Consider the following 12747-nt stretch of genomic DNA (forward strand, 5'->3'; position numbering starts at 1 on the left):
GTAATTATTCAGCATCTGCTAATGTAGTTATGCTTCGAGCAGTGGGAATCCCTGCTCGACTTGCAGTCGGCTTTGCGCAAGGAGACAGAGATGAAAGGGGCGATTTTCTTATTCAACAGAGTGATGCTCATACCTGGCCTGAAGTTTATTTTCCTCATATAGGGTGGGTAGAATTTGAACCAACGTCCAGCGAATCGCTATTTATCCGTCCATCAGGTAGTGATGCAGTAGGATCTAATGAATTAGGAGATATGCTTTCAGGGCGTATTTTAAATAACCTAGGCGAAGATGGGCAAATAATTGAAGATGTACCCCTTTCAGATTTGGAACATGTTTTCGTTCCTGAATCTGTAGGACCCACACAACAAACAGATGGTCCTGTATCTTCCTTTTGGGGTATGATTACTCTTATAATCGCAACTGCTCTCTCCGGGATGTGGTATTTCAACCGGAAGCAATTTCTTCTTGCGCGCGGACTCCGACTTGTTGTCCGGGTTTACGAACGTAATAATCTCCTGGTTCCCGCACTGCTGATACGTTGGATGCACTGGAGCGAAGCAATGCCTATGACACGTGCCTTTCATAGTGTAAATATCAGCTTAGGCTTGCTGGGAGAAAAAATCCCTCTCCACTTTACGCCACAAGAACGAGCAAATGCCCTGGCAAAATTGATCCCGGAAAAAAAAGATGAGATCAATTCCCTGCTGGCCGAACATCAAAAATCATTATTCACCCCTGATGAAGGGGATTTAAAGATTGCCCGCCGCACCAGTTTCGCGATTCGTTGGTATGCGCTGAAAACAAGGATTTCCTCTCTCTGAAAATTAGTTGTGAGAAAAGAAAAATGATGGAAGAAAAAACTTCTCCCGCCTTCATGAAGGATCAGATTCTAGCCCTTAGCAGGCAGGCTGGCCGGATTTCTGCTACGATCAGAACCACCTCAGTGGAGATTCCCCGAAATATTATAGATGAGCTCTCACATCTTGAGGGTCAACTTTATAAAATAAGCCATCAGGCGGCGGCTTTTGAAGAAGAACACAGCAATATGGTCGCGCTGACAAGTATCAGCCAGATGATCAACTCCTCACTTGAAGTAGACGAGGTTTTGCGGATTGCAATGGATACGGTTGTGCAGATGATTAATGCGGAGCGTGGTTTTTTGATGCTCCGTGACAACGAAAATGAAATGAGGATCAGAACAGCGCGCAACTGGGAGAAGGAATCGATCAATTCAGAAGAATCTGCCACCAGCAACACAATCATCAATCGTGTGATCGAAAGCGGAGAGGCTATCCTCACCACCAACGCACAAGAAGACCCGCGTTTTGGTGAACAGGAAAGCATTATTGCCCATAATATGCGTTCAATCTTATGTGTACCACTGAAAGTAAAAAATGAATTAATCGGTGTGATCTACGCAGATAATCGAGTAAAAGTTGGTATTTTTGCCGAAGCCTCGCGGAATGTTTTGGCAAATTTCGCCAATCAGGTTGCCATCGCAATTGAAAATGCGCGCTTATTCAGCTCCTTAAGACATACCCTCGCTGAGGTAACAGAGTTGAAGAATCTGATGGATAATATCTTTGCCTCCATCGCAAGCGGGGTAATCACCGCCGATGTGCAGGACCAGATCACCCTCTGCAATAAAGCTGCCGAAACGATACTCGGGCAGACAAACCCTGAGATCGTTGGACAACAACTCGACAAGATCATCCCCTCTTTGGCAGATGATATTTTGCCTTATCTGGCAACCATGCGTGAGACGAATGAACCCATTGTTGATTTGGAGTTCCGTCATACAATCCCTGAGCGCGGCTCGGTAGATTGGCGTCTTAACCTTTCGCCTCTCAAAGATGCCAACCAGATCACTCAGGGCGTAGCCATTGTTCTTGATGACCTTACCGAACGCAAGGAACTCGAAGCACAACGTCGCCTATTCGAGCGAATGGTCTCGCCTGCTGTTATTCAACAAATTGACCCCAACAGCCTGCGTATGGATGGCAAGAGCGCCGATATCACCATCCTTTTTGCCGATATACGTGGCTTTACCAGCTTCAGCGAAAAACAAAGTCCTGAAAAACTTGTTTCCGTTCTAAACCGCTATCTTGCTGCAGCAGCTGAGGCTGTCCTTGCCGAAGAAGGCACTGTAGATAAATTTCTTGGTGATGCGGTAATGGCCTGGTTTAACGCTCCCATCCCCCAACCAGATCACACACTCCGCGCCGTGCGCACCGCAGTAGCAATTCGTGATGCGGTTGAAAAACTCTATCTCGAGTTGCCACCCGAAGCGCATCTCGCTTTTGGTGTTGGGATCCACTATGGTGAGGTAGTTCTAGGCCTCATCGGCACCGAGAGAAAACTGGAGTATACCGCCATTGGCGATAGCGTCAACACGACCAAACGCATTCAGGAAAATTCACAGAAAAACCAGATATTAATTAGCGAAGATGCATACAACCGCGTTAATAAACATATTTTTGTTGATGAACTAGACGAAATATATGTAAAAGGAAAAAGCCAGGCGATCAAGGTTTACGAGGTACTTGGCCTGCGCTAATATCCCCATAGATTTTCAACAAAATAGAGCAACTGTGCCATACCTTGTTTTATAAATTGGGTATGAATAAATTCACCCGTTGTATGTGCGCCTTCCCCGGTCGTAATTCCCAGGCAAATTGCCGGATAACCGCGGCTTAAAGGAATATTAGCGTCTGTCGAACCAGTGATCAGGCTCGCCTCTAAACCCTGTTGGATAATGGCCTGCTCTGCCAGTTTTACCAGTGGATGGGATGCGGGAATCCCACCGGAGGGTCTATTCCCAATCTGCTCCGAGACGACCTTGACCCCTTGTTTGTTCGCCGCCGAAATCAAGCTTTGTGCATCCTGAACCAATTCCGTTAACGCATCATCATCTTCTGAGCGTAAATCCAATTCGAACGAGGCCTCAGCAGCAATCGTATTGATCGAAGTTCCCCCGGAGAAAACACCTACATTCATTGTAGTACGCGGCTTTTCGGGTAAGTCCAATGCGGTCAGTTGATCAACCAGTCTTGCCAACTCATGCACCGCCGAGGGGCGTCCATAATGTCCCCACGAATGTCCTCCCTCTGTTAAAGCTGAAACACGAAAACGCCTGACGCCCAAAGCACGGTGATAGATATGTCCCAATGCCATACCTTCCAATGCCAGATAGGCTATTGGAGTGCTTTCAAAACGATCTACAACAGCACGCATTCCGCGCAAGTCGCCCAGTCCCTCTTCGCCAACAGTGGCGACGAACCAAATATCGCCGGGCAGGCGAAGATTTTTCTCTCTTAGCAACCAGATCAGGGCAATCATCCCAGCCACCCCGAGGGAATTATCCCCTATTCCGGGGCCAGCAAGCCTCTTTGGGCCACGCGTGATGCGGAGATTTGTATCCGCAGGGAAAACGGTATCAAGATGCGCACAAATGATGAGTGGTTTGCCATTCCCGTCGCCGGGAAAACGTCCAAAAATATTCCCCAGAAGATCAGCAGAAATATCTGCCAACCCTTCATTAACAAAGAGTTCCCGCACAAACAACCCCCGTTGGTTCTCAGCACAGGTCGGGGCAGGAATTTGTTGAATGACGATTGTCAATTTGATGAGTTTGTTTATGAACTCATCCATCATACTTCCTGGATCAAATCGATCAAGGCCTCGAGACGAGCCTGCGCAAGGCCAGGGAGCACACCCAAAGGATAGAAGGGTCCACTGCCTTCCATACTGAGAGAGGCCGAGACATTGCCATATGCGGCAGAGCGCAAGGGGTCTTCGCTTTGCTGGTAACCAGCGAGAAAACCGCCACAAAAAGCGTCACCTGCGCCGGTCATATCAGCAACACGAGATGAGTAAGCAGGAAGTTCCCAGCGTTTTTTGGCATCAACATCATAAATGAGTTGCCCTTCTTTGCCGCGTTTAACGATAATCAATTGGCAGCCAAATCCACCAAGCTCTTCTGCCATTGCCCACAAATCGTGGGTTTCCCCCCAAAAAAGCGCCCTGAGCTCCTCTTCGGAGGGTATGAATGCTGTCAGCCCCTCGAGAATAAACCGCAATTCCTGAAGTCGATTTGGGATCATATATCGCGGTGAGGGATCGAGGGTAATAATTTTATCTGAAGCAGCTCTAAAAGCAGCAAGCAGCTGTCCCTGACTCTTAAATTCAAGAGGTGCAATATGAAGAGCCTGTGCTTGTAAAAAGTCGTTTGGTATTTCTGTCACCAAAGGAGTTGCAGGATGAGGGTCAGAGTTGATCAGCTCCTTCTCTTCTGGAGGTCGATAACCCAGAAGAGCCTTTGGGAAAGTCAATTCACGGCGGGCAAAATGCCCGACAGGATTTGAACGTGAGAGTTCGAGCGTTTTGCTATAAGCGCGAAAAGAACGCAAATCCAATGCTCTGGGAGCAATCTGAATGCCTTCCGGAGAAATGCCGTGTTCGGTAAATTGCCGCAACCATTGATTAGGATAATCCTCCCCCACTCGCGCCAGGATAGCGATATCTTTGTCCCAAATCGATGCTGCCCCCGCAGCGTATAGAGGACTGCCTCCCGGGCGGTCGAGAATCGGCGCACCTTCGGGTAATAAGATATATTCCCTGGCAAGGCGACCAGCAAAAAGGAGTTTTGGAATCATCTCTTTTCGGGATCAGTATAATCCCTCTCAAGCAGCAGAAAACAGGAATATAAACTGATCTTATTTGCTCCAGCAGGTTCGTGAAAGATTGTTGAAAGATGTCTTATCATCTTGTTAATAAAAACCTTCCTGATCGGAATAACAACCATGTTGCTTTGAAAGTTTTTTCATCCGCGCTACCTGAGAAATTAGTTCTCTATGAGGGGAACATCTTCTCCGTTATAATGGACGCGGTTTGATCAATTTATACCTTAAAAACACCAGCGAGTTGCCTTCAACCAGTATAGGGGCTGCCAAAAAGTACGCCAGCTTGGCACTAAATAAGCGAAGCGTTTTGAGGTAACGTTCACAACATCTTGATGCGTTCATTTATAATTTTCAGGATGGGCTCCAATTTGTAGATTATACTCGTTTACCTAAAAAGGTTTTTTCTATATAAATTCTGCAAAAATTTAAGAAAAGCAAATATAATTATCTATCATAAAGAAAGCAAGGAGAACTGAATGGGTAAGAAAAAAGTACGTGTAGCAATTATCGGAATTGGCAATTGCGCATCGTCATTAGTGCAAGGTGTTCATTACTATAAAGATACTCCCGACGATTCTATTGTGCCGGGATTGATGCACATCAATTTGGGTGGATACCATATCAGCGATATAGAATTCACCTTTGGTATTGATGTTAATATCACCAAAGTCGATAAAGACCTCGCTGAGGCCATTTATGCTGAACCCAATAACACTTATAAATTCGCCACTGTCCCGCATATGGATATCCCCGTTGTACGCGGGATGACACATGATGGTTTAGGAAAATATCTTAAAGAAGTGATCACAACGGCTCCAGGGCCCACAGCCAATATCGCCAAATTGCTCAAAGAAACCAAAACTGATGTGGTGCTCAACTTCCTGCCGGTTGGTTCTGAAATGGCGACCAAGTGGTACGTCGAACAAGCGCTCGAGGCGGGTTGTGCCTTCGTAAATGGCATCCCCGTTTTCATCGCTTCCCAAAAATACTGGGCTGACCGCTTCATTGAAAAAGGCCTCCCTATTCTCGGCGACGATATCAAATCGCAGGTCGGCGCGACCATCCTGCACCGTGTTCTGACCACCCTCTTTGTGGATCGCGGCGTACGTCTCGACCATACCTACCAACTCAATTTTGGCGGCAACACTGACTTCCTCAATATGCTTGAACGCGAGCGACTTGAATCCAAGAAAATTTCAAAGACAGGTGCAGTCACATCCATGCTTCCCTATGATATTGGCGCAGATAACGTTCACGTTGGACCCAGCGACCATGTACCGTGGCTGAGTGACAGAAAATGGTGCTATATTCGTATGGAAGGGACAACTTTCGGCGAAGTGCCGCTCAACGTGGAAGCCAAACTCGAAGTCTGGGATAGCCCCAACTCTGCCGGCGTAATGATTGACGCAGTTCGCTGCGCGAAAATCGCCCTTGACCGAGGCTTGTCCGGCCCGATTGTTGGCCCCTCATCTTATTTCTTTAAGACTCCACCCAAGCAATTTCGAGACAGTGTCTGCAAAGAGATGACCGAGGCATTCATTGTAGGCGAAGAGTAAAGAAAATCTTAACAGCAAAAAAATAAAAAACTCCCAAGAAGAAATTTCCTTTTGGGAGTTTTTCTTTAGAACAGAGACAGACTTTTCAATAACTTATATTCCAAACGAGAATTACTCGGCAAAATTATTCTTTTACTTCAATACCTTCGCCAAATGAGCGGGGCTAAAGCCGCCTGCTCAGTACATGGAAGCCCTGCGGGCTGGAGCCGAGCCGGATTTATCCGGCTTTCACGAACTGAGGCAGGACTTTAGTCCGCACCGGAGCTTATACGGTGATTTCTTCACAAGATATAAAACTATCTCTGCAAAAAGCGTACCCTTTTTTATTTGAAAGACGATCTTACTAGAGAAAAACGCTCCCAGTAGCTCTAGAAAAAGGCCATCTAAAAATGGCGAAGCTATTGTTACTTCAAAACCATTTTTAGCGTCGTTTCTTGCGGGTGTCCTTGAAAATCATGCTCAAGATAGTACTGACAATGCTGACCACCAGGCCACCCAGCAGGGAATTCCAGAAGATGGGATCGGCAATGCTTAGTCCCATTCCAAAGCTCTGTCCAATAACACTGGTCAGCCAAAAGAGGAATGAGTTGATGACCAGCGAGAATAGCCCCAGCGTGAGGATGATAATCGGAAAGGTAAACAGTTTAATAAGTGGGCGCAAAATTGCATTGACCAACCCAAAGATGAGGGCCAGCCAAACCAGGGAAACCAGGTTTCCTCCCAGATCAATCCCCGGTACAAAGTAAACAGCAAGGGCTATAGCGACAGCATTAATTGCCCAGCGTAATATAAATCGAGTCATTTTCTTCTCCTTTTTTATATCAAATATACGACAAAACTAATTTTGGGTTGCAAAAGAGTATGCTACTCGTCCGCGCACATCCAAAGGAGGGTGCGGCGGAGTATAAATCCAGCTTCTTCAAAAGCAGCGTTCAGCTCGCCTGCGGGATAGTCGATATAGAGCTCTCGGTTTTGGGAGGCAAGATGAAAGCGGGCGTGCAGCAGGAGGGCTGCCAGGGTTTCGGTATCCACATCGGGTGCGGCAGCAAGCCAAAGGGGAGCGCGACGCGTGCGCGTCTGGATCCAGATCAATCCAGCCTGAAAGCTTCCATCCTTTTGGGCTGCCCACTGACGAACATCGTTTTCCACAAAAATGCGGTAAAGCCAATACTTTATGCCGGGGCGAAAATTCTCCCAATCGGGCATTCGATACCATGAAAGCTCCTCAGCATAGGCCTTTTTAAGCAACTGATATTGCTGCGGCCAAAAATGCGCCACCCTGGTAGTGATATTGCTTTTGACAAGCGCTTCTTTTGGTTGGAGTTGCGAAGCGGCATCCCAGGTGGTGCGGAGGGCACGCGCCTGAAAACCAAGCTCTTCGTAGAGCTTGATCGCACCCAGGTTATCTTCTTCAACTTGTACCCACATCGCTTCAGAGCCGCGCTTACGTACGTGATCCATACCCTTTTGGGTCAGGAGGCGGGCAATGCCTTTGCGTCTATAATCGGGGTGAACAGCGATATTGGCAAGCAGGAAAATATTTTTTTTTGCCTTGCGAAATGGAATGATACTGATATTGCCAACAATCTCTTTCTGATCTTCCCAAACATAGCCTCTCAGGGGCAAGGAATTGGAAGCCCAGCTCAAGAAATGACGGTCTTTGCTGGCAGTCCGCATCTGTTGAACATAGCGTTGCCCCTCTCTGTCCATATTGTGATGGAAGCAAAGCTCAACCAAATCGGCAACCTTGAGAAGATCGCGGATGGCATTAAGCGGACGTATTTTTCCGGTCGTTGCCTGGTTTAAAGAGGTGCCGAGTGTAGACATTCCAACATTATATCGTGTTTGCATTTCAAGTGTAACAAGGTAAAATTGAACCAGGAAATAAAATATGCCCTTCCCAGATCCCACTCCTCCCTCTTTTCGCATACAAATCCGTTACTGGATTCGAAAATTCCTACCGCCAGCTGATCTGGAGCGACGCGCTGAGGTGCGCGGCCAATTAAGGGAGGAAGCACAGCCCGATTTTGATTATTTTGTGCTGGTTGTGCTTTCGAGCATGATCGCAACCCTGGGATTGCTGACCAATTCAGGAGCGGTCATCATCGGAGCAATGTTGGTTGCGCCCCTGATGTCGCCAATTATTGGACTGGGACTAGGGTCATTGGTTGGAGATGAGAAATTACTTCGTTACGCAGCCAGCGCGATCATTCGCGGTGCGATTGTCGCGATTGCAATCTCTGTAATTCTGACCTGGTTTAATAATGCACTCCCCTTTGTCACTTTGCAAGAACTCCCTGCAGAGGTGATATCCCGCACACGCCCCTCGCCCATAGATTTATTGATCGCCCTCGCCGGTGGTTTGGCGGCGGCCTTCGCGCTATCGCAGCCCTCCCTCTCTGCCGCACTACCCGGCGTTGCCATCGCCACAGCTTTGATGCCTCCGCTTGGCACAGTCGGGATCGGTATTGCCACAGGACGTTGGGATGTCGCAGGTGGAGCCCTTTTGCTCTTTATCACCAACGCCGTCACGATCGCCTTTGCCTCCATGCTGGTTTTTTTTGCACTCGGTTTTTCGCTCGGCAGAAAAGATGGCAAACGGGTGCCTCGCAGTCTGACCATCTCTGCCCTTGTGACTTTTACAATGCTCCTGCCGCTTACCTTCCTGAGCATCTCCTTTTTTCAGGAAGCCACAAAAATGCGGGAGATCAATACCGTTATCACAGAAGAAGTAAGCAAACTCGATGCTGAGCTGGCGGATGATCCCCGTATTGAAATTGACGATAACGGGATTATACACCTGGGAATTACGCTGCGTACGCCTCGTCAACTCTATCATAGCGATGTAGATAGTCTGCAGGAATCTATTGCATTGCAACTTCAGGAAACAGTTGCAATCGTTGTCAACCAAATCGTCGTAGCCCAACTGGATCCTCTCATCCCGCCAACGCTTACACCGACGCCCACGCCTGCTACCCTGACCCCAACAGCCTCAATGACCTCAACAACGACCCCTACCAGGCAACCCACATCAACCCCAACGCCCAGGCCAACATCCACTTCCACACCAACACCCTCCACTGCTCGCATACAAAACCTTTTTAATAACCACAATCAATGCCTCGAAATGCACCAGGATGCAGGGTTCGATCATCCCATCATTGGACGTGTCGGTAATGGAAGTTTCGTGACCGTGGATTATGGACAAAGAATAGTCGAAGGCCTTGTCTGGGTAGAGGTCAAAGATCAGGATGGGCGTCTTGGCTGGCTACCCCAAGTTTGTATGCAAACCATCACTCTTACTCCCACTAAAACCCCGACCATCTCTGCGACCCTTGCTGCCGAAAATTAAATTCAGAACCGAGGATTTTGGGCTCCGAGCTTGCAAAAAAACTCTTATACGTCTCTAATACGGTACCGGTATTTCACTAACTCTTTTTTGTTATACTGCAAATAGAATTTTCAGGAGATGTGTATTTAATGGAAGCATGCCAAAAAATGACCTGGCACATTCTCCTTTCCAAATGTTGATAAAAAAGGAAAAAGATCATGATGCGATTTGATCGCTTTACCGAACGAGCACAAGAGGCTGCCCAGCGTGCAGCAGAAATAATCCAGCGCTATGGACATAACCAAATTGATACTGAACATATCCTCCTTGCGCTGATCGAACAGCCCAATGGAGCGATTCCACAAATTCTCGAAAACCTGAATATCAGTCAGGAAGCTCTCGTTGAACGGATCGACTCCACATTGAAATCAAGTCCTAAAGCCAATATCTTCGGCGGCGGTGCGGGACAAATATTCATTACCCCGCGTGTAAAACGGATTATTGATCTGGCCAACGAGGAAGCCAACCGCCTGAAAGACGAATATATTTCCACTGAACATCTCTTTCTCGCCATTCTGAGTGAGAGAAATACGCCAGCCGCCCGCATGTTGGAAAGCGCAGGATTGACGCGTGACCGCGTGCTAACTGCCGTCCAGGAGCTACGTGGCGGACAACGAGTGACCGACAAACAAGCTGAATCGCGTTATAAAGTTTTAGAAAAATATTCACGGGATTTGACGAAACTCGCCCGTGAGGGCAAACTTGATCCCGTTATCGGGAGGGATACCGAAATTTTACGTTTGGTGCAGATACTCTCCCGTCGCACCAAAAATAACCCCGTACTAATTGGCGAAGCGGGCGTCGGCAAAACAGCTATCGTTGAAGGATTGGCGCAAAAGATCGTGGATAACGATGTGCCCGAGATTTTGAGCGGGAAAAAAGTTGTCTCGCTTGATCTGGGGAGCATGATTGCCGGTTCCCGTTTTCGGGGCGAATTTGAAGAACGCCTGAAATCTGCCATAGACGAAGTTCAAAAATCGGATGGAGAAATCATCCTGATGATCGACGAGCTACACACCGTTGTCGGCGCAGGTGCGGCACAGGGCGCGCTGGATGCATCCAATATGCTTAAGCCAGCCCTGGCACGGGGCGAATTGCGTTGCATCGGTGCAACAACCCTTGATGAATTCCACAAACATATTGAAAAAGATTCCGCGCTCGAACGTCGTTTTGCCCCAATCTATGTTGAAGAACCCAGTGTAGAGGATACGATTCAAATGTTAATGGGCTTACGCGACCGCTATGAGGCGCATCATAAAGTCCATTTTGCTGATGAGGCCCTTGTCGCCGCAGCACATTTAGCCGACCGCTATGTAACTGACCGACACCTTCCAGACAAAGCCATCGACCTGATGGACGAAGCTGCCGCAAAATTACGCGTGGCGCTCTATTCGCTCCCGCAAAATCTCAAAGATATGAAAGGTGAGATTGAGCGTCTCACCGCTGAAGAGGAACTGGCTCATACAGAACGGGATTATGAACGCGCTGCAGAGATGAAAGCGGAGCGTCTTCGTATTGAAGAAGATTTTAAAGCCGAGCGTGATCTATGGGAAGAAGAACACAAACTCGACGAGGTGGTTGATGTCAATGATATCGCCGAAGTCATTCACCAGTGGACGGGGATACCGGTCTCGCAAATGATGGAGACCGAGGCTCAGAAATTGCTCAATATGGAGGAGCGTCTCCACGAGCGGATCATCGGCCAGAATGAAGCGATCTCTGCCATTTCGGACGCCATCCGCCGGGCGCGTTCCGGGCTGAAAGATCCCCGCCGCCCAATAGGATCATTCATCTTTATCGGACCTTCTGGTGTTGGGAAAACGGAACTCGCCAAGGCCTTAGCCTGGTTTATGTTCGATGATCCCGATGCCTTGGTTCGGATCGATATGTCAGAATACCGGGAGCAACACACGGCCTCGCGTTTGTTCGGTGCCCCTCCTGGATATGTCGGCTACGAGGAGGGCGGTCAATTAACTGAGGCTGTCCGGCGGCGCCCATATCGTGTGATCCTGTTTGATGAGATCGAGAAAGCACATCCCGATGTCTGGAACGCGCTGCTCCAAATCCTCGATGATGGCCGCATGACAGACGGCCAGGGAAAAGTGGTCGACTTCCGCAATACAATTTTGATCATGACCAGCAACCTTGGCACGGAATATGTCAGCAAAGGCGGCACCCTGGGTTTTGTAACACAGTCGCAGGGTGATGATAAGGAAAAGATCGAAGAAAAAGAAGCGCATAAGAAAATTGAAAAGGCGCTGAAAGATGCTTTTCGCCCTGAGTTTTTGAACCGCGTGGACGAGACGATCATGTTCTCTCCCCTGAGCAAAAAGGAAATGGAAGAGATCGTTGATCTGCAAATGCAGGAAGTACAGGACCGTTTGAACGAATATGAGATTTCAGCAGCTCTGACCCCCGCCGCCCGTACCTGGTTGGCAGAGGAAGGCTACGACGCGGCCTTTGGCGCGCGTCCATTGAAACGAGCTTTGCAGAAATTTGTTGAAAGCCCCCTTTCGGTGAAATTGCTGAAAGGTGATTTTAGCGGTGGCGGTTCCATTTTGGTGGATGTGGACGCCGAGAAAAACGAGATCGTTTTTATTGAAGGTGAACCCGCCCCAAAGGTTAAAAAAGAAACAACCGCTGACGCTGCTTGAAGAATTTAAAAGGTTAGTCAGGCAAATTCGAATTCATTTTGCCTGACTATGTCTTTAAGCTGAATTTAGCATCTATCCGAAAAATACTTTCGTAATAAGGGCTTTAGCACTTAAAAAGCGACTAAAGTCGCTATTACTTGAGAGATTGAAATCTCTGCTTATACAATAAGTCCGTTTAAACGGACTTCCTGTCTCAGCCGGAAATTCATTTTCTGGCTGGCGAATGGGATAACTTAAGCATTATTTACGCCAACATTACTACTACGGCAATATCAGAATAGGTTTGAATCTGAATACTAAATTTTTTATCACCCTATACCAATAAATTTCAGGAGAAAAAATATGGAAGAAACCACATCGTCCAAAACAAACGTGGTCTGGATCATCGTTGGAATCGTTGTTGCCCTGCTTTGCTGCTGCCTGCTCATTTTGGCAGGGGCTGGTGTTTGGTTATACCAGAATGG

At 47.8% G+C, this 12747-nt stretch carries 9 protein-coding genes; 5 read left to right on the forward strand and 4 right to left on the reverse strand.

Annotated elements, in window-relative coordinates:
- Together AC3DOM_RS01150 and AC3DOM_RS01155 are read left to right on the forward strand one after the other, a co-directional pair.
- On the forward strand, nucleotides 1-821 hold an 821-nt coding region (locus tag AC3DOM_RS01150; protein WP_487917183.1), incomplete at its 5' end, for a transglutaminase-like domain-containing protein.
- A 26-nt stretch (nucleotides 822-847) separates the two neighbouring features.
- Nucleotides 848-2557: an adenylate/guanylate cyclase domain-containing protein gene (locus AC3DOM_RS01155; protein WP_487917184.1), complete on the forward strand. Its 1710-nt coding sequence runs from the start codon at nucleotides 848-850 to the stop codon at nucleotides 2555-2557.
- Here AC3DOM_RS01155 and AC3DOM_RS01160 read toward each other — a convergent pair.
- Together AC3DOM_RS01160 and AC3DOM_RS01165 are read right to left on the reverse strand one after the other, a co-directional pair.
- A complete protein-coding gene (locus AC3DOM_RS01160; RefSeq protein ID WP_487917185.1) occupies nucleotides 2554-3651 on the reverse strand; it encodes a M20/M25/M40 family metallo-hydrolase in 1098 nt (365 codons plus the stop codon). The genes AC3DOM_RS01155 and AC3DOM_RS01160 overlap by 4 nt on opposite strands.
- Entirely contained in the window at nucleotides 3651-4655 is a 1005-nt protein-coding gene (locus tag AC3DOM_RS01165) for a carbohydrate kinase family protein (protein ID WP_487917186.1), read from the reverse strand. The genes AC3DOM_RS01160 and AC3DOM_RS01165 overlap by 1 nt, the downstream gene beginning before the upstream one ends.
- A gap of 503 nt (nucleotides 4656-5158) precedes the next feature.
- Between AC3DOM_RS01165 and AC3DOM_RS01170 the strand changes: the two genes are divergently transcribed.
- Nucleotides 5159-6238, forward strand: coding sequence for an inositol-3-phosphate synthase (locus tag AC3DOM_RS01170; RefSeq protein ID WP_487917187.1), 1080 nt, complete (start codon nucleotides 5159-5161; stop codon nucleotides 6236-6238).
- A 421-nt stretch (nucleotides 6239-6659) separates the two neighbouring features.
- Here AC3DOM_RS01170 and AC3DOM_RS01175 read toward each other — a convergent pair whose 3' ends face one another.
- Together AC3DOM_RS01175 and AC3DOM_RS01180 are read right to left on the reverse strand one after the other, a co-directional pair.
- Nucleotides 6660-7040: a phage holin family protein gene (locus AC3DOM_RS01175; protein WP_487917188.1), complete on the reverse strand. Its 381-nt coding sequence runs from the start codon at nucleotides 7038-7040 to the stop codon at nucleotides 6660-6662.
- A gap of 62 nt (nucleotides 7041-7102) precedes the next feature.
- Nucleotides 7103-8089 (reverse strand): GNAT family N-acetyltransferase, encoded by a 987-nt coding sequence (locus tag AC3DOM_RS01180; protein WP_487917189.1) that lies wholly within the window; start codon nucleotides 8087-8089, stop codon nucleotides 7103-7105.
- A gap of 40 nt (nucleotides 8090-8129) precedes the next feature.
- On the opposite strand from AC3DOM_RS01180, the gene AC3DOM_RS01185 reads away from it, so the two are divergent.
- Together AC3DOM_RS01185 and AC3DOM_RS01190 are read left to right on the forward strand one after the other, a co-directional pair.
- Nucleotides 8130-9590 carry a TIGR00341 family protein gene (locus AC3DOM_RS01185; protein WP_487917190.1) on the forward strand — a complete coding sequence of 487 codons (1461 nt, stop codon included), beginning with the start codon at nucleotides 8130-8132 and terminating at the stop codon, nucleotides 9588-9590.
- A gap of 200 nt (nucleotides 9591-9790) precedes the next feature.
- Nucleotides 9791-12283 carry an ATP-dependent Clp protease ATP-binding subunit gene (locus AC3DOM_RS01190; RefSeq protein ID WP_487917216.1) on the forward strand — a complete coding sequence of 831 codons (2493 nt, stop codon included), beginning with the start codon at nucleotides 9791-9793 and terminating at the stop codon, nucleotides 12281-12283.
- Nucleotides 12284-12747: the final 464 nt, after the last annotated feature.

Source organism: Candidatus Desulfolinea nitratireducens (genome assembly GCF_982879505.1).